We start from the raw sequence: 20062 nt of genomic DNA on the forward strand, positions 1-20062 counted from the left end.
TGTTCCACTTATTGCCATGGTTGCAAGCCGCTTTCCTGATCCCATTCAAAGGTGTAATCGGCAAAGGACTTCCGCTTAGCAAGAGACGTCCGTTTAGGGGTTCCTAATGACATCACTCCCAGAATATGGTCTTCATTGCCCATTTTTAGCATGACCCTTAGAGCCTCTGTTGTTTCTTGGCTATGCCAGATGCCACCAAATCCCATGGCATGCGCTGCTAGCAATATATGCTCACATGCCGCCCCACCCGCCAACTGTTGATCTAATACAGAGACTTTGTGTTCCATGTTGAGCACACTGTAGACGCAAATCATCATAGGAGTGTTAATAATCTCTTGAATAAATCGATTGAAGTACACTTCATCCTCGACTTGTCCATCGTACATAGCGCGTAGGACACCTTCTAGATCCTTCATCCCCTGCCCTTGAATCACCACAAAGCGCCAAGGTTTAATATTACCGTGGTCAGGTACGGTCATCGCAGCTTGTAAAATTTGCTCTACTTCTGCTCTATTAGGGGCAGGCTGAATAAGGCTGCCCCGTGGATAAGAACGACGCGTCATCAGCGCTTGAATGGCATCCATCTCACTTTCCTTAGGTAAATTTACATGCATAGTCTATGCAAAATAATGATAATACGTCTCATCCTCATTTTTATCAAACACTGACAGAAATACCTTTATATTTATAAAAACATCGTTTAGATGATTGCTATAGTGTTGGAGTATAAGAAGCGATGGAAGAAAGCATATTATGCAGACATTACCTTTGGTGTTGGCCGGCCCCATTTTACGCAAGACAAATCCACACGAAGTGACACTATGGTTAGCAACAAGTCGGCCCGTTGACGTTACGCTTTCGCTTCATTGCGATGTACTAGACGCCTCGCCTGTGCTCACCGTAAATCATCGTCAAATCAAATCAGGCGATAAACTCTACTTTCAGCTGATTCATGCCGTTCCTGAGTCAGCCTTACCAATCGCAGAATGGATTGGTTATGACATCGTGTTGATAGACGCCGTTTCAAAGCAAGAGCATCCTATCCAATCTTGGGCTACGGATCTCTGCTACCCGGGATACACGACACCAGGATTCATTATCCAGAAACACATCAAGCAATTACTGCACGGCTCTTGTCGTAAGCCCCATTATTGTCGCCAAGACGAGTCACCTGAAGAAAGTAATACCGATGGACTCGTTCTGGTAGACAGTCTATTAGAGAGAACGCCCGTAAAAGAATGGCCCGCCGTGTTATTATTAACAGGGGATCAAATCTACGCTGACGATGTGGCAGGTCCCATGCTAAATGCCATTCATCAAGTGATTCAACAATTAGGGTTGGCCGACGAAGACATAGACGACACGGTATTAGAAAAGCATCAGAGCTTACATAGTTCAGCGCCCCATTACTATGAGCGAGATCGCATCCTACCTCAAAGGGAAGAAACCAAGGAGCTACATAAACAGTTCTTTGGCGGTGTCAAAAAACCTATTTTTACCAGTAGCACGGCGCAAAACCACCTCATTACACTCAGTGAGGTACTGGCAATGTATCTACTTGTCTGGTCGCCTGCTTGTTGGGCTAATATCGACTTAACCTGCCCAAATGTCATCCAAGATAACGCAAAGCGTATGCGTTATGAGAAGGAAAAACAGGCCATTGAGGCATTTAAACAACCGCTCAAACACGTCCGAAGAGCTTTAGCCCATTTACCTACCGCCATGATTTTTGATGATCATGATGTGACTGATGATTGGAATATGACCGCCGCATGGGAACATAGCGCTTATGGTCACCCTTTATCAAAGCGCATTATCGGTAATGCACTCACGGCCTATTTATTATGCCAAGGATGGGGGAACGCACCAGAACAGTTCGATGATGCAATGCTCTCGCAGCTTGATCAGACCCTACAATCCATCGGTAGCCAACAGCACGATGCCTTGATTGACCAGCTATTAACATTTGAGCAATGGCATTACGAATGGCCGACTTATCCCCCATTAATCGTGTTAGACACTCGCACCCACCGCTGGCGCTCTGAGCGTCATCCGCAGCGCCCGTCAGGGCTCATGGATTGGCAAACCCTAACCGATTTACAACAAACGTTGATTGATCATAAAGCCGTCATTATGGTGTCACCTGCCCCTATTTTTGGAGTCAAGTTAATTGAAACAGTACAAAGAATCTTTACTTTTTTAGGTAAGCCTTTGATAGTGGACGCCGAGAACTGGATGGCACATTCTGGCTCGGCTCACACCTTAATGAACCTATTTCGACATCCAAAAACACCGCATCATTTTGTGATTCTATCGGGGGATGTCCATTACTCTTTTGTCTATGACATCGAAGTGAAAGGCCTTCAAAGCAGTCCTCATATTTGGCAAATCACCAGTAGCGGACTACGTAATGAATTTCCAAAACGCTTATTAGATTGGTTTGATCGACTCAATCGATGGCTCTACGCCCCTTGGTCACCTCTTAATATATTTACCAAACGTCGAGGCATGTGGATATCGCCACGCAAACCGGATAACGCCTCTCGTGGAGAACGACTACTCAATCATGCAGGAATTGGTTTAGTCACCCTAGATGAGGAAGGCAAGCCAATACAAATCCAGCAATTAACAGGCAAAAACAAAGCCATTGCATTTAAGCAAGACCCTCATGATCGACGGTATGAATAAATCCCGAATAATTCTATCCACTTGTCCGCCCTTTCCTTTTCTAAACCCAGATGACAATAATGCTGGGGCCTATCTAACATAGAGACATGACAGAAATAAGGTTGTTGCATACATTCCAAGTTGAAAAAACATAGCAAAAAAAGTGTAAAACTTTACCAATATCGGATAATGAAAAAAGTTTGTTAGTAGTACTGTTTAGTGACATAACTAAAACTAAGGAACGTACTAATGACACACACAAAACGTTTTATGATTGCAGCAAGCAGTGTTTTGATTGCCTCTTTTGCAGCCCAAAGCCAAGCAACTGAGTTTGGGTCACCCACCACTGCGGCTGGTGTTTTCGATTTTGGGACGGGCTTTATGCCACCCGTTACGCCAATCGGAAGTTTCTCCTTACGTATTGCACCTTACTCAGCCGATTCAACACGAAACAACAGTGGCAAAAGCACCCTACCAAAGTTTTCATTGGATGTTCTGAGTATCTCATTAGCCTACATTAAACGTACTAACTACAAAATTTTAGGTGGGGACTTCGGCTATAGCGCCGTTATTCCCTATCTGGATATGAACCTTGACCTAACGACCCCTCCTGGCGGTAAAGTACATGGCTCACAACAAACACTAGGAGACTTGCAAGTCGCACCTATTATCATTCAGTGGGACATTGCCCCTAACTTTGGAGTGAATGCACAACTGCAAATACAGGCACCTACAGGCCATTTTGATAAAAATGCGGCCATTAATGCCGGTATGAACCATTGGACATACTCCCCAGCCTTGGGCGTCACTTACATCACCAGCAATAAAATCGAACTCTCATCTAGCTTCCAATTAGATTTCAATACTAAAAACAAAGACACAGACTACACCAGTGGTATTGAATATCGTCATGAATTTGGCATTGGGAAAATCATGGATGCTTGGACCGTTGGTTTAGGTGGTTACTACTACAAACAGCTAACCGATGATAAAGGACCCAATGTGCCGGCAGATGGTAACCGAGCACAAACTATTGCAGTGGGCCCGGCTATTGCTTACTTCAAACCAGGACTGCCTGCCCTTTGGTTCCATGTCTATAAAGAGTATCACTCAAGAAACCGTACACAAGGCACCTCTATCGCATTACGCATTGCACAGAGTTTCTAAGGGAGCGCTAGAAAACGCCCTAGAAAGTAAGCAACCTGACAAGGAAGTCATTCGTCATTGATGACGATTTACAGATCAAATTTATCAACAAGCTGATCAATCATAGAGGCGCTGATGTTATCGGCGTCAATGTGTTCGTCACTCTTATCCCATAAGTGCATTGCCTGCATAAAGTTAATAACAATGGCACTAAAAAAACCATTAATGGGCGAATAATTAGAACGCTTTAAGGTCGCAATCAATTGCCCATGCTGATACACCTGAATAATATGCGAGACCAATGGTCGACTGAGTGCCTCACCACCGTATTTATAGCGACGGGTGTAATCAATCGTGATAACTAATGCCGCACTGTGTTTATCAGGTTTCACTGCATACACATCATGTTCTACTAAGCTCTTTTGAATTGAGTAGGCAAAATCTTTACTTAAAGTCTCTTCTGATGAAAAGGCTTTATTGTTTGGCTTACCCCAATCCCCTTCTTTTAAATTAACATGAAGACTTTTTACATAAAAAGACGTAACACGTTTGCTATCGGTCGGAGACGTAAACCAACTGGCACAACCTGACAAAAACAGAACACCCAAAATCACTATCAAATGCTTCGAACGCACGATTATTATCCTTATCTAAGGAGCCAAACGAAAAATACATTAAGAAAGATGATGTCTACACGCATTCCTTAATTGCAGACAGTATGCAAAAACATTGTACGAAATTTTCCTAGTTACATTCTAACAGCGTTTTTCTATTTTATCATGGCTACTTTTACATCGATAAAAACCTAAAAAAAGGCTATTTTCTGCTATAAAATCCACGAAAAAGCCCTATGATAATATTTCCCCCTACCCACTAGAGATGGCCTGATGCAAAACAACAACAGCGAGCTGGATAACGATTTTATCGACTTACTTAAATTACTCATTCGACAGCCAAGCGTTGTTGGTGCTGAGCACTCGTTCTTTCGCGTATTACAACGAGAGCTGGAAGAACGGGGGGCCAAAGTCACTTGGTATGAGGGATTATTAGTGGCCCAAGGCAGTGACCCCATGAGTACCATGTTCTCTGCGCATATTGATCGCCACGGTCTGGTATGCACCGGACCAAATGAATTTCAATACGCGGCCTTTGTTTCTGCCAATAAAACAGACTTGCTGAATAATTCTGTATCGGAAGAATTAATGACTAAGGTGACCGAGCGCTTCCACCATGAAGAAATCTACGCCTATGAACCTTGGTCAGGTGTTTACCGAGGCAAAGGCATCATAAATCACTCATACGTGTGTGAGTTTCGTAACAACCTGATTTTTGAAGTCGATGGCCTTGAAGGGGTAGTAGCCGGTACCCCTATTGCCTTTAAAGATCAACTCACCATAAAAGACCAACGCTTAGAAGGACAACTGGATAATGTCATCTCTGCCGCAGCACTGGTTCATTTATTTGCCCACGGCTTTAAAGGCACCGCCTTTTTTACCGCTCAAGAAGAAGCCGGCAAAAGTTGGCGTTATCTCCTAGAATGGTTTCGCCGCTTTGGTGGCTCAACTAACCGTTTATTTGTGGTTGATACCAGCCCTTTTCCAGATACCCAAGCGGCTAATGAACAGCTTTTGGTACTACGGGAAAAAGACGCAAACGCCTCATTTAACAAAGACAGCACGCAAGCACTGGAAGCCCTTTGCCAACAGCACAATATAAGCTATCTCTACAAAAATCGTTATGTGGAAGCAGAAAATATTAAACGCGCCGCCTTAGGACAACCACCTTCCTCACTCGGCAGTACCGAGTTAGGACGCATTATCTCAGCGTCAAACGGATTGGTGGATGGTACGACCATCCAGATACCCACGACTGGATATCACACTATGCATGAATCTGCTTCGATTGATTCAGTAAACGCTTTTTTAAACACACTAAAAATACTCTCTAATATATAAATAGATTCCGTCCACACAATAACGCCACCCCATTCATCGCTCTGGGGTGGTCTAAAAATACCTATTCTTTCCTACTTGCTTACACCCTATTTTGCCCCAAGTTTTTGTAATATCTTCTTTGTCCTTATATTGTCTTTTTTATGTTTATCAGCGTATTTTGTTAACAAAATAAAGAGAGTGTGTGTGAAAACTTTAGTGACGGGAGCCGCAGGCTTCATTGGACATGGGTTAATTAAATCTCTTCTATTAAAAGGAGATGAGGTCATTGGTATTGATAACCTTAATGATTACTACGATCCAACACTAAAGCAAGCACGCTTAAAAGACATTAATGATTTTCAAACTGCCCAAAAACTGAAAAACCCTCTACGTTTTATTCGTATGGATATCGCAGATAAAGACAGTATGTCCACACTGTTTTCAAAAGAAAAATTCGATGTGGTCATCAATCTTGCTGCACAAGCGGGTGTCCGCTTCTCTATCGAGAACCCTCAAGCCTATATTGACTCTAATCTATTGGGGTTTGCTAATATCTTAGAGGGGTGTCGACATAACGAGGTTAAACACCTTGTTTATGCCTCCTCAAGTTCCGTTTATGGCATGAATATCAAACAACCTTTTAACACCAAGGACAGAGTGGACTACCCCATCAGTCTTTACGCAGCAACCAAAAAGTCCAATGAATTAATGGCCCACTCTTATAGCCACCTATATAATATTCCGACCACAGGACTGCGTTTTTTTACGGTCTATGGCCCTTGGGGGCGTCCTGATATGGCCGCCTACAAGTTCGTCAAGTCCATCTTGAACGGCACGCCTATCGATGTCTACAACCACGGTGACATGCAACGTGACTTTACCTACATCGATGATATTGTTGATGGAATCGTTCGCGTGGTCGACACCATCCCGCAACCCACGGAAAACACAGGGACTAAGGCACAAGCTCCCTACAAATTGTTTAACATAGGGAATCACAATCCCATTACACTGCGGCGTTTTATCAGCGCAATAGAAAAGGCTTGTGGTAAAAAAGCGAAGGAAAATTTATTGCCCATGCAAGCTGGCGATGCCCCCATCACCTATGCCGATATTGATGAACTGACACAAGCCACAGGTTTTATGCCCAAAACGACTATTGAACAAGGCATGCAAACATTTGTGGATTGGTACCAAGCCTTTTATAATATTGGAAACACTAACAACGTGGGCGACACCTGGCGAGAATGCATCAACGTCTAACACTGTACCCATCACCTATCAAACAGAATATTTAAACTAAGGGACATACCTTGAACACTAAAAAATACCATATTGCGGTCGCTGGTACAGGCTATGTTGGCCTGTCTATTTCCATGTTATTGGCTCAGCACAACAAAGTCATTGCTGTCGATATTGTTCCTAGTCGAGTGGAAATGCTGAATCAAGGTCAATCCCCTATCAGCGACACGGAAATCGAAGATTTTCTCACTACAAAAGCACTCGATTTCACCGCAACAATGGATAAAAACCTTGCTTACCGTGACGCGGATTTTGTCATCATCGCCACGCCAACAGACTATGATCCCGTCACCAACTATTTCAATACCAGCTCCGTTGAAAGTGTGATTGAAGACGTGTTAGCCATTAATAAAAACGCCACGATGATCATTAAATCGACCATCCCAGTAGGCTACATCAATAGTGTCAAAGAGAAATACAATATTGATAACATTTTGTTTTCTCCCGAATTTTTACGAGAAGGCCGTGCTCTTTACGATAACTTAAACCCATCACGTATTATTGTCGGTGAGCATTCTGAACGCGCTGAGCTCTTCGCCCGCTTGCTACAAGAAGGGGCCATTAAACAAGACATTCCGACCTTATTTACGGATTCAACTGAAGCCGAAGCCGTGAAGCTTTTTTCCAACACTTATCTGGCCATGCGCGTAGCTTACTTCAACGAGTTGGACTCCTACTGTGAATCATTTGGCCTCAATAGCAAACAAGTAATAGAAGGCGTCGGACTAGACCCACGCATTGGTAGCCATTACAACAACCCATCCTTTGGCTACGGTGGTTACTGTCTGCCAAAAGATACCAAACAACTGTTGGCAAACTACAACGATGTACCAAACAACTTGATTCGTGCCATTGTCGACTCCAACACAACGCGCAAGGATTTCATCGCCGAATCGATTCTTAAACGTAATCCTGATGTGGTAGGTATCTATCGTCTGGTGATGAAAACAGGTTCCGATAACTTCCGAGCTTCCGCGATTCAAGGGGTTATGAAGCGCCTAAAAGCCAAAGGCATCGAAGTCATCTTATATGAGCCTGAACTAGAAGAAGACACCTTCTTTAAATCAGAAGTCTGCCGCGACTTTGAGGACTTCAAAGCCCGTTCCAATGTCATTATGGCAAATCGCATGACAGAAGACCTCCGAGATGTAGTCGATAAAGTCTATACACGTGATTTGTTTGGTACGGATTAAAAATTAAAATACCCATAAAACCCCCAATAAATTCTATTTATTGGGGGTTTTATATTTTCGGGTAAGCTAAATTAATCCGAATTGATCGCGCTTGTCGTGGAGACGAAAAAAGGTTATTACTCTGAGACCTACCCTAAAGTGGAATACAGCTTATGAACATCGGTATCTACCTTTACGACAAAGCAGAAGTGCTCGATTTTTCAGGTCCGTTTGAAGTATTCTCAACAGCGTCACGTGTTTGCCCAAACGATGAACCATTTAATGCTTTTTTAATTGGTGAATCTGGCGAAATGGTCGTCGCCAGAGCGGGTTATAAGGTGATTCCACACTATGGCTTTCATAATCATCCAGCAATTGATGTTCTCATCGTTGTCGGTGGCGATCATACCCAAGAGATCCATAAACCTAGAGTCACTAACTGGATTTATCAACAAGCGCACAAGGCTGATTTCATTGCCTCAGTCTGCACAGGTGCATTTTTACTCGCCAAAGCCCACGTGATAACAACGCAAAAAGTGACAACACACTGGGAAGACATCGCCGATTTAAAAGCGCAGTTTCCCAAATTGAATGTGATTGAAGGGGTTCGCTGGGTAGAAGAAGACCATATCATTACCTCGGCAGGGATTTCGGCAGGCATAGACATGAGTTTACACTTAGTCAGTCAGTTTCATAGCCTTGAGCTCGCCGAAAAAACCGCGCGTCAAATGGATTTTGATTGGACAAAAAACGGTTTTTAACCACCCGTAACGGTATAAAATCTTTCTACATTTTTGGTCACTTCCCCCCAACGGGAAGCCTTGACACGCGTTTGATGTTCATCGAACGCCGCTCTGTCAGTGAATTCCTCGTACACATCAAAACGCGGTGAGTTTTCAGACGCTCTTGTCACGGTAAAAGTAATGCAACCCGCCTCTTGCTTCGTTAGAGCAATATGATTTTGTAGTTCAGCCAGTACCAAGTCTAAATCGTCATTGGGTGCTTCTATATGTCCACTTAGTATGATTTTTGCCATAGTGCAAAGCTCCCTATTTATCTAGCAATGAAGCAAGATAACATGCCATATAAGTAACAGAAAAAGGCAGGTGATCGAACTGTTTAGTTTCGCCTTTTACAAAGCCAAACTGTTCATACCAATCTTGTAACTCTGAGTGTTTGCCAATCACGCCAATGCTGATCAATTCAAGCTCATCAGCTCTCGCCTGCTCGATAATGCGCTCGACAAGTTGCGCCCCGATGCCTTTGTGTTGCCACTCAGGTAACACTGACAATCGGTTCAAGTAGGCTTTACGAACGCGATTGGTCTGAGTGGGAATGTCATACGCCACACAAGCAACTGGCTGTTGATTGTCAATGCAGACAAAATAGCGCTCACCTCGTTTAAAATCCTGCTCGACCCAACTGCCCTCGCAAAAAGAGGGATGCTTTGGGCAATTGTCTTGGTTTATTGCAAAACGTTTAGCAACAGGTCGATTCGCCTCACGAATGATATAGGCGATCACGTCGGCTTGATCTTCGAATACTTCCTTTATCTGTCTCATAACTTCTTCTCCCTCATACTTTTCTTAGAGACGCTCAACGGCAACCTCCAATGAAACTTTACAGCACTGACAGCAATCAAAATCATAATGACCCCCAGTATTTGCATTACACTGATATGTGTCGAAAACGCAAAATGGTCGACAAACAATGCCGTAATCGGATAAATAAACGACAGCAAAGCAATCAGGCTAGTCGGCAATTTTTGAAAGCTGTCGTACATGATGATGTACATAAACCCTGTTAGTATCGCCCCAAGAATCAATAAATCTAACCATTGACTAGTTTGCGTTGGTAAGTTGTCGAAGTCAGCAAAAGGCAAGAGCATGAGAATACCAACGATCACCTGTACCAATGCCACAAAAGTGGAAGGCACTTGACTGACTTTTTTTGTAATGAGTGTCGTCGCGGTATAAAGTAATGCAGCACCCAAGGCGAGTAATAAACCGAATAACGCAGAAGAATCGGTTCGATTTAAGTCACCGATAAAAAGCTCATGTATCTCATGAGGATTAAGTTCTACGATTAACACCAAGCCGACAAATGCTAAGGCTAGCCAAACAAGTAGGGAGATTGGCGGCTTCTCTCGGGTGATTAATGTGCCCGCTAACACCAAAAACAAAGGTTGCATATGGTAGGCAACGGTCGCAATAGAAAACGGAATATAATTGAACGAAGCAAATAGCAATACCCAGTTTCCTACTAAGGTAATACCGCCTAACACAATCAATAACAGTACCCTGGGCTGGAAAAACTCGGCACGAATCAAGCCTGAAAAATAGGCATATCCGCCTAAAACCATTGCACCAATCACACAACGAAAAAACACCACATTCCAAAATACCTGACCCGAACTAATCACAAAATAACCAATGGTGCCAGACAGTATCATGGCAAAAGTCAGCTCTAAACTGCTTATCGTATGATTTGAATGTTTCATAATAGACCTCGGTTCTTGCCCCTCACGGTAGAACACTGAATGCATTCTCTTTTTAAGGGAACTGGTTTATGGTGAATAGAATAAAATGAAGGAAGCCACCTTGGCAGACTTATAAAAAGACAAATCAACAACATAGCCATACTTATTAGAGGGAAAAATGCGAAATAACCTTAAAAAAGAAAAAACCATCTTGGATGGTATTGATAGCAAGCTGATTGAACAACTTTATACGAATGCGAGAACCCCTGTTACAGAACTTGCACGGGCAGTGGGTATGACTGCGCCAAGTGTCAACGAACGATTAAAACGACTGGAAGAAAGTGGTGTCATCTCTGGCTATCGAGTGGAAGTGAACCCTGTGGTTTTAGGCTATAGCTTAATGGCAATTGTACGAATGCGCCAACTTCCGGGCAAACTCAAAGCTCTAGAAGCTCTGATCCAATCGATTCCTGAATTTGTTGAATGCGACAAGGTGACTGGGGATGATTGTTATATCGCTCGTCTGTATTTAAAAGACATTAGTCAATTAGATCCCATTCTTGACCAAGTCTCTGAGTTAGCCGATACCAATACAGCCATTGTGAAATCGACACCAGTCAAACGACGACTACTCATTTAACGACCTCTATTAATATGGCCAATAACGAGATGGTGAGCGTTTTGTTTTTCGTCCATCCGTTTTGTACATTGGCGATAGCAAATCATCATCTCAACTTGGCGAGCAAAGTGTATCGTTTGGCGAGAAGTCAGCAATCAGACTTGCTTCCTTATCGTAGACTGGCATTTTCCATGATGAGGACAAGACCATGCAACTAACCAAACGACTAGAGCAAATATTTACGGACGTTTTAACTTCCACCACAATCGATAAGGCTCAGCTTGCTGAGTATTTCACCTTAGACTATCAACAATGGGTTGATAATAAGACGCTAAACTTCAGCGACTTTGTCACACATATTCAGTCATTAAAAGCGCATTTACATCATTGTGAGGTGAGTTTCGACCAGATGATTAGTGAAGGCAATAAAGTCCATTCTAGCCATACGGTCACCGCTCAGACCAAAGCTGGAGAAAATATTAAGATAAAAGTAGTTGGCCTATTTATCTTTGCTGAGAATAAATTGCAACGCACGGAAGAACTGACCTGTCTATTATCAGGACCAAACCATGAGAAAAACATAGGTTCTCGATAAGACAACCAGGCTTTAACAAGGCTTCATTGATTTTTGATAGTCTAGAAATGCCCTAGAAAAAGCCGATAAGCTTTTATAACCCAGATCAAAAGCGATGTTAGTAACGCTTTCGCCCTGTTCATACGCTTGTTGTGCTTTTTGCATGACAAGCTGATAGCGAAACGCTTGGTAAGTAGTATTCAACTGCTCGGCAAACAGTCGATTAAGTGTGCGTTCTGATGCTCCACTTTGCTGACTCACCGACGCTAATGATGTCTTGATGCTCACACTATGAGAGAGGGATTCGATAACATTCAATAGTCGCAGATCCACACAGCCAGACGATAGGCGATACCCTTGCAACGGGGTAAAACGGGCAAGCTGGTCCAGTAAAATAGCATCATAGTGTTGCCATAATGCTTGCGTTAGATGTGGTTGATTGTGCCGCAAGTACGCCATCAATTGAGTCCATAATGTATGACTTGCCAATAAACCAATCGATTGGATAGGAGGAGTAGCAACGTCCTGGCCTGAAAAAATCAAACTAAGACAACTGTTTTTGAGTGCAATAAACTCATGGGAGACATAAGCAGGAATATACACTAGTTGCCCAGTTAACAGTAAAAATCCGCCGTCTTCTGTGGAAATTATCCCTGAACCTTCATGCACGTAGACCCACTGGTACACACTGTGTTCATGAGATTGCGTTGTTTGCCGTGACTCATAGTACTGGATAACGTGATTAAGCATCTTCATGATGATTCCGCACTGTTCTAAACCGTTAGTATGACAATAGGCCTTAAGGAGTGGCAAGCCAATAAGAACCACTCGAATATTAGTATTGCCAAATGCTAACATGGTGTTATAGTTATATATAACACTATATTTAACTGGTTTATTAAAACGCGACTTACCCATCGCGAAACCAAACAGAAGAGAGCCCCTATGCAAGAGCAATGGAACGACGAACAACCCATTTATCGCCAAGTGCGTGATCGCATGGTGAGCTTGATACTTGCAGGAGAGTTACGTGAAGGCGAAGCACTACCCTCTGTTCGGGCGGTTTCCACCAGCTATCAAATCAACCACTTAACGGTATCAAAAGCCTATCAGTCACTGGTTGAAGAAAAGCTCGTCGAAAAACGACGCGGTATGGGTATGTTTATTCTTGGTGGCGCCCGTGCGCGAATTTTACACGCAGAAAGAGCACTCTTCTTTCAGTCAGAAATCCCCAAATTAAAACAACGCTTAACTCTATTAGATATTAGCACCAACGAACTAATTGAGCAGTTATCACTGGAAACACCTCCCTTAAACGACATCACGGTAGATCAACTTCGTCTACAAAAAGACAGCGAATAGGTATGATTATGAAGACAACAACAAACCATGCCGCGATCATCGAGGCACAAGGTTTACACAAACAATATGGCGACTTCAAAGCCTTAAACGATGTGAGCTTTCGCGTCTTGCCTGGGCGAATTGTCGGTTTAATTGGTCCCAATGGGGCTGGCAAGACCAGCCTGTTAAAAGGCATTTTAGGGTTGAGCACACTAGACGGTGGGCTAAGTGTCTTGGGTCTTAAACCAATGAAAGAGCGCACAAAATTATTGGAGCAGGTGAGCTTTATCGCTGACACCGCCATTTTACCTTCATGGCTTAAAGTACACCAAGCAATCGATTATGTAGCAGGAGTGCATCCAAGGTTCAACCGAGAAAAAGCTCAAGCGTTTCTGGCAAAAACCACAATCAACCCCAAAAGTCGCATTAAAGCCTTATCCAAAGGCATGGTCACCCAACTGCACTTGGCTCTCGTTATGGCGATCGATAGCAAACTATTGGTATTGGACGAACCCACATTAGGGCTCGATATTATGTACCGAAAACAATTCTACTCCAGTCTATTGGAAGATTATTTTGACGAACAAAAGACCATTTTAATCACCACCCACCAAGTAGAAGAAGTCGAAAACCTGTTAACGGATGTGTTGTTTATTGACCGTGGACATTTGGTACTCGACAGCTCAATGGACGACATTAGCCAGCGATTCTGCCAACTCTCCGTTTCGACAGAGGGCCGACATCAGGTCTTGGAGGCAGGGTTTCAACCTATTTACGAAGAAACTCGCCTTGGTGGGGCCAGTTTATTATTCGAAGGCGTTGACCCTGAAACACTCGCCGCTTTTGGTAAACTCCACACGCCGTCTATTGCCGACCTGTTCGTGGCAAAAGTCAGTTCAGCCAACGAGAGACGCCATGACGAAAGCACGGTATCTAACATGCAATGGAAGGAGGCAGGACAGTGAACCGCTATCTAATACAAATTAAACGCGAATTGTGGGAACACAAAGGCGCACTGATCACAACACCTTTAGTGGTCTTGACTATTTGTGTCGTACTAACCATTCTTGCGGGACTGGCTGGACGCGATGTTGTCCAAGGTGGCCAGTTTATCTCGCAACACGACGGCATGATGTCGTTCTACTCATTTTCTTCCGATGGTCAGCAACAATCCTTTATCTACCACAAAGGTATAAACGGTCTTTCAAACATTACCGACATGACAACGCAAAATCCTGCGACCATGTTAGAACAAAACCCGGCGATGTCGCTTTTGCCAGCCCTACCTTATATTGCATTTGATCATCTGGCTTGGCTGATTGGCCTAATTTACCTACTGTCTTGCCTATTTACCGATCGCAAAGACAAAAGTATTTTGTTTTGGAAATCCATGCCCGTCAGCGAATGGCAGAATGTTCTCACGAAAGCCTTTATAGCGGCGTTCATTATTCCTGCCACTGCCTGGCTAGCTGCATCGGCTTACAACCTGTTTTATCTGCTCTTCATGACAATCTGGTCATTCTTTAGCAGCGTACATCATCCCGACTTACTCTTTCAGCCTCAAGCGGTACTTGCTACGGCCTGGTCATTTTTAGGCAGCTATCTTGCCACTTCTATATGGATGTTGCCTTTTATCGGTTGGGTTTTATTGGTCTCCGCGAGCGCCAAGAAAACGCCCTTTCTGTACCTTGTCCTACCCTTATTGGCATTAGTACTTATTGAGTATACCGTCTTGGGAAGTCACCATATTTCTCAAATTATCGGCTCCTACATCAATGTGAGTGACCCGAGGACAGAGCAGAACATGCTCAATGTGTCAGGCTGGTACCATATTCAGAATGTGCTATCCAGTGTGCAATGCTGGCTTGGTTTGGCTGCTAGCGCTGGACTACTTTACGCAACCGTATGGCTACGGGAAAATCGCTTTGAAAATTAGGGCAACACACCAATACGAAGCAAGCTAACCACCAAAGCCTTAATTACTCAAAACATCCTAGCCATCCTATAAACATAGGACGACTAGGATGTTTTTTTATGGCTTCCCCCCTTATTAATTCCAACATTACAGGTGAAAAAATATTCAACCTTTACTAAGCTTGTTTTTAGGATCACAGGGAGTAATAACAAGGTGTTTACATTTTCTAAACTAAAGCTATCCAGCGCCATTACCTTTATTGGTATCATCCCTTCTTTGTTTGCCGTTCTCGTTGTCGCCATTTTAGTAATAGACCTGAACAAACAAGTCGATGAAGGGCGAACTGCCGAAGACATGGTAAAACTTTCTACTTTATTAGATAACGTTGCCCATAATTTCGCAGTGGAACGGGGCTTAAGCGCCGGTTTTTTAGGCAGCCAAGGCAAAAAAGGCAAAGACGCTTTAATGGCTCAGCGCCTAAAAGCGGATCAAGCTGAAGCCGCCTTGAGAGATGTTCAGCCAGACGCCTTCCAAGAGCTAAGCACCGCTCAGCTGAATAGCTATCGGGATCATGTACTCAACGTTCTAACGGATAAAAACACCATTCGTCAAAAAGTCGATAGCCTAGCGCCCGACAATAACGCCTTTAATTTTTATTCTAAAGTCAATCAAAGCGCATTAGATGCGATTCAGTATGCCATTTTAAACATTAATAATAGAGACATCGCCAAGACGCTAGAGGCACGCTTAAACCTGTTATGGATGAAAGAACGAGTAGGCCAATATCGCGGGGCGTTAAATGGTGTATTTGCCGCTAAAACCACCACCCCCAAACGCCAATCACAAATTGCCGCTTTCATTGACAATGAAACACTCCAATTAGAGCACTTCAAAGCCATGGCATCCGAGAAACAATTAGCCATGCTAAAGACGGCCACCGAGAACGAGGCATGGAAAAAAGTGGATCAAGTCACCAGTGACTTTCTTAAACAAAAAAACCTCACTGTCGTTAATGGCCCTGCTAATTGGTTTGACTTGGCCACTACGAAAATTGGCTTAATAAAAGCCGTCGCCGATAAAATCAGTACTCAAATCTATGCACTGAGTCACGACCTCACCACGCAGAGTGTTTATTATCGAAATGCGCTGATTATTGTTTTTACCATACTGATTCTGCCGATTCTTTGGCTGTCTTATGTTCTCACGCGCTCCCTAACCAGACGCGTCAAGCAAATTAGCCAAGTCCTATCCAACATTTCGACTCAGCGTAACTTACTTGGTCGCATTGAAAACAAATCCGCTGATGAACTGGGTGAAATTATCCAATATTTAAATGCGCATTTAGACCATTTAAAAGGATCATTTGACGCCATGATGGGCATGGCAATCGAATCCAAAAACAGCATGGATGAGCTAAGCCAATTCTCTCGCAACGCCCTGCAAGAGACAAAAGATCAATTTCACCAAACCGACCTAATGGCATCAGCCGTCAACCAAATGTCACAAACCAGTGGCACGATCTCTCAAGATATGCAATCCGCCGCAGACGATACAGAAAACATTCGAAAACAAAGCCTGCAAGGATCGCAACGAATGCAAACCATTCTGGATTCCATTTCAAATCTATCCTCTGAGATAGAGGGCGGCTACAAAGCAGTGCAATCGGTCACGACTCATACTGAACAAATTAGCAGCATTTTACAAACCATCGAAGCCATCGCCGAGCAAACCAACTTATTAGCATTAAACGCCGCCATCGAAGCAGCCAGAGCAGGAGAACAGGGTCGAGGTTTTGCCGTTGTCGCAGACGAGGTCAGGACTCTAGCCCAGCGGACTCAAGGCTCAACAGAAGAGATTCGCACCATGATACAGGCCCTTGTTGACTCGGGAAAAGACGCCTTACAATCCATGGAACAATGTACCAATATGGCAACTGGCACTTCAACTGTGATTGAGGATAATGTCCATATGATGCAAGAGCTGTTTACCTCCATTGAAAACATCACACAAACCATCGAGCGAGTCGCTACGGCATCAGAAGAGCAATCTCAAGTATCAGAGGAAATCAATAAAAATATTCAGAACATTAATGAACGTTCGCAAAACATTCTTAATATAGTCACCAATACAGATCAAGAAGCAAATCTGGCGAAACAACGTTTTGACAATGTGCTTAACGAAATCAGCTCTTACACCATTAAATAAAACCTGTTGACATGACAGCCTTCCATTACTTGGTAGGCTGTCATAAATACCTCAGTCATTAGTACACATCACTTGATGCTAAGTGTTACCCCAGTCTTTCTGCAAGATACAAGCAAACAGCTAAAATAACCCAGGGTGTTTATTCTCTATGTCACAATAGAAGCTTAAAATTTATTAAGCAAAGCCACCCTTTAGTAGTAAGGTTAATAGGTAGTAGGCTAAATATACGAACCGGAGTAAGGTATGAGAAAACGTATAGCGATTGATATGGACGAAACGGTCTGTGACAGTTTGTTACGTCATATAGAATGGTATAACAAACAGTTTGGCGCTCAGCTTACCAAAGAAGAAACCGCAGGCAAACGTATTTACCATGTGATTCCAGAAGAGCACGTGGCGGCCGTAAAATCCTACCCTCATCACCCTGATTTTTTTCGTGACCTAGTAGTCTTTGATGATGCCATTGACTCCATCAAAACGCTCTCCGAGCAATATGATATCTTCTTTGTCACTGCTGCAATGGAATACCCAACGTCTTTTCAAGCTAAGTATGAATGGCTAAAACAACATTTTCCCTTTATTCATGAACTTAATTATGTCTTTTGTGGAGACAAAAGCATTATTAATGCAGACTACCTCATCGATGATACCCCAAAACACTTAGCAACTTTTGATGGAGAAGGTCTGTTATTTCATGCCTTTCATAATATGCATGCAACAGGATTCCAACGCGTTTATAGCTGGAAAGAAATTCTAGAAACGCTGCGTTTAGATTAATACTCCCTTGCTCCAGGCAAGGGAGTAGGATTAAACAGCATTTATGCGCCGATCAGCAAACGGCTCTTGGAACCAAAGAGTCGTTTCAAGTGACGAATCAACCACACAGTGCCATAAAACTGAAAGGCAAACAACACGACTGACGACACCAAACTATACCAAAGGGTTGTATTTGGCTGAATATAACCAAAATGCAAAAGGAAATATTTTGTGTTTCCCCACATCATTCCCAGCAGCGGATGCAAAAAGAAAATCGCAAAGCTGATCCCTGCAATCATGGTTAAATGCTTTCCTAAGCGTTCACTGACCCAATGCCGGCAAAACCCCACCAGTAAAATACATAGCCCTACTTTTTGAATAAACTGCAAGTCTATTCCACGCCATTCAAAGGCCTTTTTATGGTAATCCCCAACGTGGAAAAAAACGCTGGACTGAAGCCATATGGTCAACAAGACTGTTACTAAGGCAGCAATAAGAAAATAACGATAGTTCTGCTTCATCCAGTCCAAGTGCTGAGAATACAACATACCCATTAAATAAAAAGGCGTGAAATACACCACCGACTGTAAGACATTCACATTCGCTTCTGGCCGTTGAATCACCAAAGCCACCACTGAGAAGGTCATTAGAATCGATAATTGGGAAAACACCGACAGTTTCAAATAACGAAAATGCAGTCCAGAACACAAAAAGGTGGCCATAATGAAAGGAATGTACCAGTGAGGAAACAGGACATAGCCGCGCTCCAACACCTTACCGCAAAGCGCTAACGCCTTACCAAAAGAAACGCCATCAATCCACATGAAACCAAAAAAATTGACCACTATGGCAAATGCCGATACGGCCAAAAATGGCACCAATACATTGCGACATTTTTTACCCATAAAATTCTGGAAGTTGAAGCTCTGAGAAAAAACATGATGGAAGAAAAAGCCCGAAATGAACACAAAGACCCCAGTTCCACCACGCAGTATATTTTCCAACCAAACGGGAAAACCATGATTACTATTGGTAATAGAATGGCCTAGCACAATCAAAATGATGGCTATCCCACGTAGATAATCAAACTCCGTTACTCTCGCGACTTTACTGACTTTAGAAGGGCTGGTGTTTTCAATGCCTGCCCCCATGGGCATTGAATGCTCAAATGTTTTCACAAGAAACCTCCATACATAAGAGATTCCCGTATTAAGTCTTTAGTCTCACCTAGAATCAACAACTATTTTTCAATAAATGAATATTTTACTGTCACCATGCAATGCCTACGTGATGTTTGCAAATTATTAAGATTTTTAATAAAAAACATCGGGATGTATGACGAAACCTGCTAAAATATCCCTATCTCATTCCCCCTGTATCCATATCTCGCTTACCTAACACTAGGACTTTATTTTGACAAACAATGATATTTTACGCCGCCTCCGTTATACCTTCTCTCTGAAAGACGCTTATGTGAAAGAAATATTTTCCGCAGCAGACAGCAGCGTCACGCGCGATCAAATTGTTGCTTGGATGACAAAAGAAGGTGAAGAAGGTTACACGTCTATGGCGGATCAGGAGCTGGCTACCTTTTTAAATGGCTTTATCAACGTAAAGCGCGGTAAACGCGAAGGAGAGCAACCCATTCCAGAGAAGCGTTTAAACAATAATGCCATTTTTATGAAGCTACGCATTGCCCTTAACTTAAAAGCAGAAGACATTTTAGACATCATGCAATTAGCCGAATTCAACATGAGCAAGCACGAGCTAAGCGCTTTTTTTCGCAAGCCAGATAACAAACACTACCGTGAATGCAAGGATCAAATCCTGCGTAACTTTATCCTAGGACTGCAACGAAAGTTTCGTCCAGAGTAGTCATTTTTCATGACATATACAAAATGATAATTTTAAATACTTGCTTAGATAAACCAAAAGGACTGTTATAAACACAG

General features: G+C 43.0%; 21 protein-coding genes. 14 read left to right on the plus strand and 7 right to left on the minus strand.

Going from position 1 to position 20062, the window contains the following annotated elements; translation table 11 throughout:
• Positions 1-8 precede the first annotated feature (8 nt).
• On the minus strand, positions 9-584 hold the full coding sequence (locus tag JHD45_RS11720) for a nitroreductase family protein (RefSeq protein WP_199476701.1): 576 nt from the start codon (positions 582-584) through the stop codon (positions 9-11).
• 169 nt (positions 585-753) lie between these two features.
• Between JHD45_RS11720 and JHD45_RS11725 the strand changes: the two genes are divergently transcribed.
• Positions 754-2688, plus strand: coding sequence for an alkaline phosphatase D family protein (locus JHD45_RS11725; RefSeq protein ID WP_199476702.1), 1935 nt, complete (start codon positions 754-756; stop codon positions 2686-2688).
• Positions 2689-2916: 228 nt separating this feature from the next.
• Positions 2917-3834 carry a SphA family protein gene (locus tag JHD45_RS11730; protein ID WP_199476703.1) on the plus strand — a complete coding sequence of 306 codons (918 nt, stop codon included), beginning with the start codon at positions 2917-2919 and terminating at the stop codon, positions 3832-3834.
• A gap of 68 nt (positions 3835-3902) precedes the next feature.
• On the opposite strand, the gene JHD45_RS11735 is transcribed toward JHD45_RS11730, so the two are convergent.
• A complete protein-coding gene (locus JHD45_RS11735; RefSeq protein WP_199476704.1) occupies positions 3903-4448 on the minus strand; it encodes a hypothetical protein in 546 nt (181 codons plus the stop codon).
• 252 nt (positions 4449-4700) lie between these two features.
• Between JHD45_RS11735 and JHD45_RS11740 the strand changes: the two genes are divergently transcribed.
• The 4 genes from JHD45_RS11740 (at position 4701) to JHD45_RS11755 (ending at position 8982) form a co-directional block, all read left to right on the plus strand.
• Positions 4701-5768 (plus strand): peptidase M42, encoded by a 1068-nt coding sequence (locus JHD45_RS11740; RefSeq protein WP_199476705.1) that lies wholly within the window; start codon positions 4701-4703, stop codon positions 5766-5768.
• A gap of 183 nt (positions 5769-5951) precedes the next feature.
• Entirely contained in the window at positions 5952-7010 is a 1059-nt protein-coding gene (locus JHD45_RS11745; protein WP_325097289.1) for an NAD-dependent epimerase, read from the plus strand.
• Positions 7011-7060: 50 nt separating this feature from the next.
• A complete protein-coding gene (locus tag JHD45_RS11750; RefSeq protein ID WP_267905970.1) occupies positions 7061-8242 on the plus strand; it encodes a nucleotide sugar dehydrogenase in 1182 nt (393 codons plus the stop codon).
• Positions 8243-8394: 152 nt separating this feature from the next.
• Positions 8395-8982, plus strand: coding sequence for a DJ-1/PfpI family protein (locus tag JHD45_RS11755; protein WP_199476707.1), 588 nt, complete (start codon positions 8395-8397; stop codon positions 8980-8982).
• Here the strand turns inward: JHD45_RS11755 and JHD45_RS11760 are convergent.
• The 3 genes from JHD45_RS11760 to JHD45_RS11770 are packed head-to-tail and all read right to left on the minus strand — an operon-like array spanning position 8979 to position 10721.
• The gene (locus tag JHD45_RS11760; protein WP_199476708.1) at positions 8979-9257 is read right to left on the minus strand and encodes a putative quinol monooxygenase; all 279 of its coding nucleotides are present in this window, start codon (positions 9255-9257) and stop codon (positions 8979-8981) included. The genes JHD45_RS11755 and JHD45_RS11760 overlap by 4 nt on opposite strands.
• A 13-nt stretch (positions 9258-9270) precedes the next feature.
• Positions 9271-9783: a GNAT family N-acetyltransferase gene (locus tag JHD45_RS11765; protein ID WP_199476709.1), complete on the minus strand. Its 513-nt coding sequence runs from the start codon at positions 9781-9783 to the stop codon at positions 9271-9273.
• Positions 9780-10721, minus strand: a complete 942-nt coding sequence (locus tag JHD45_RS11770; protein ID WP_199476710.1) for a DMT family transporter — start codon at positions 10719-10721, stop codon at positions 9780-9782. The genes JHD45_RS11765 and JHD45_RS11770 overlap by 4 nt, the downstream gene beginning before the upstream one ends.
• A gap of 157 nt (positions 10722-10878) precedes the next feature.
• On the opposite strand from JHD45_RS11770, the gene JHD45_RS11775 reads away from it, so the two are divergent.
• Together JHD45_RS11775 and JHD45_RS11780 are read left to right on the plus strand one after the other, a co-directional pair.
• A complete protein-coding gene (locus tag JHD45_RS11775) occupies positions 10879-11340 on the plus strand; it encodes an Lrp/AsnC family transcriptional regulator (protein ID WP_199476711.1) in 462 nt (153 codons plus the stop codon).
• Positions 11341-11527: 187 nt separating this feature from the next.
• Positions 11528-11914, plus strand: a complete 387-nt coding sequence (locus tag JHD45_RS11780; protein WP_199476712.1) for a hypothetical protein — start codon at positions 11528-11530, stop codon at positions 11912-11914.
• A 12-nt stretch (positions 11915-11926) separates the two neighbouring features.
• On the opposite strand, the gene JHD45_RS11785 is transcribed toward JHD45_RS11780, so the two are convergent.
• Positions 11927-12649, minus strand: coding sequence for a helix-turn-helix domain-containing protein (locus tag JHD45_RS11785; protein ID WP_199476713.1), 723 nt, complete (start codon positions 12647-12649; stop codon positions 11927-11929).
• Between the two features lie 189 nt (positions 12650-12838).
• Here JHD45_RS11785 and JHD45_RS11790 point away from each other — a divergent pair, with 189 nt between their 5' ends.
• The 5 genes from JHD45_RS11790 (at position 12839) to JHD45_RS11810 (ending at position 18131) form a co-directional block, all read left to right on the plus strand.
• Positions 12839-13255: a GntR family transcriptional regulator gene (locus tag JHD45_RS11790; RefSeq protein ID WP_067012405.1), complete on the plus strand. Its 417-nt coding sequence runs from the start codon at positions 12839-12841 to the stop codon at positions 13253-13255.
• An 8-nt stretch (positions 13256-13263) separates the two neighbouring features.
• Positions 13264-14199, plus strand: coding sequence for an ABC transporter ATP-binding protein (locus tag JHD45_RS11795; protein ID WP_199476714.1), 936 nt, complete (start codon positions 13264-13266; stop codon positions 14197-14199).
• Positions 14196-15170, plus strand: a complete 975-nt coding sequence (locus JHD45_RS11800) for a hypothetical protein (RefSeq protein WP_199476715.1) — start codon at positions 14196-14198, stop codon at positions 15168-15170. The genes JHD45_RS11795 and JHD45_RS11800 overlap by 4 nt, the downstream gene beginning before the upstream one ends.
• A 192-nt stretch (positions 15171-15362) precedes the next feature.
• Positions 15363-17354: a methyl-accepting chemotaxis protein gene (locus JHD45_RS11805; RefSeq protein ID WP_199476716.1), complete on the plus strand. Its 1992-nt coding sequence runs from the start codon at positions 15363-15365 to the stop codon at positions 17352-17354.
• 243 nt (positions 17355-17597) lie between these two features.
• Complete coding sequence (locus JHD45_RS11810) at positions 17598-18131, plus strand: 5' nucleotidase, NT5C type (protein ID WP_199476717.1); 534 nt, start codon at positions 17598-17600, stop codon at positions 18129-18131.
• A 41-nt stretch (positions 18132-18172) separates the two neighbouring features.
• Here JHD45_RS11810 and JHD45_RS11815 read toward each other — a convergent pair whose 3' ends face one another.
• Entirely contained in the window at positions 18173-19288 is a 1116-nt protein-coding gene (locus tag JHD45_RS11815) for an acyltransferase family protein (RefSeq protein ID WP_199476718.1), read from the minus strand.
• A gap of 235 nt (positions 19289-19523) precedes the next feature.
• On the opposite strand from JHD45_RS11815, the gene JHD45_RS11820 reads away from it, so the two are divergent.
• Positions 19524-19985 carry a DUF1456 family protein gene (locus JHD45_RS11820; protein ID WP_199476719.1) on the plus strand — a complete coding sequence of 154 codons (462 nt, stop codon included), beginning with the start codon at positions 19524-19526 and terminating at the stop codon, positions 19983-19985.
• Positions 19986-20062: the final 77 nt, after the last annotated feature.

Origin of the sequence: Marinomonas spartinae, from assembly GCF_016461715.1 — a bacterium.
GTDB lineage: Bacteria > Pseudomonadota > Gammaproteobacteria > Pseudomonadales > Marinomonadaceae > Marinomonas > Marinomonas spartinae_A.